Origin of the sequence: Streptomyces virginiae, assembly GCF_000720455.1 — a bacterium.
Classification (GTDB): domain Bacteria; phylum Actinomycetota; class Actinomycetes; order Streptomycetales; family Streptomycetaceae; genus Streptomyces; species Streptomyces virginiae.
In genome coordinates, this window is sequence record NZ_JOAK01000110.1 from 1 (window position 1) to 275 (window position 275).

The 275-nt window shown below is 61.1% G+C and carries 1 pseudogene; it reads left to right on the forward strand.

The features are described from left to right. Positions 1–90 precede the first annotated feature (90 nt). Positions 91–275, forward strand: a pseudogene (locus tag IG86_RS0138175) (Hsp20/alpha crystallin family protein); the annotation flags it as partial.

A 275-nucleotide genomic window follows, 5' to 3' on the forward strand; every position in this document is an offset into this window, starting at 1 on the left:
TGCTTGTCATCGTTTCGATGACATGTTACAACGGGAGCACGTTGAAGCGCATTGGCAGTTCCTGCCTGAACCAACTGGAGGTGTTTCGCGATGTTGATGCGCACTGACCCGTTCCGCGAGATGGACCGGATCGTCCAGCAGCTGTCGGGTACGTCGGGCACGTGGTCGAAGCCGTCGGTCATGCCGATGGACGCCTACCGCGAGGGCGACGTGTACGTGATCGCCTTCGACCTGCCCGGTGTGAGCACCGAGGCGATCGACATCGACGTCGAGCG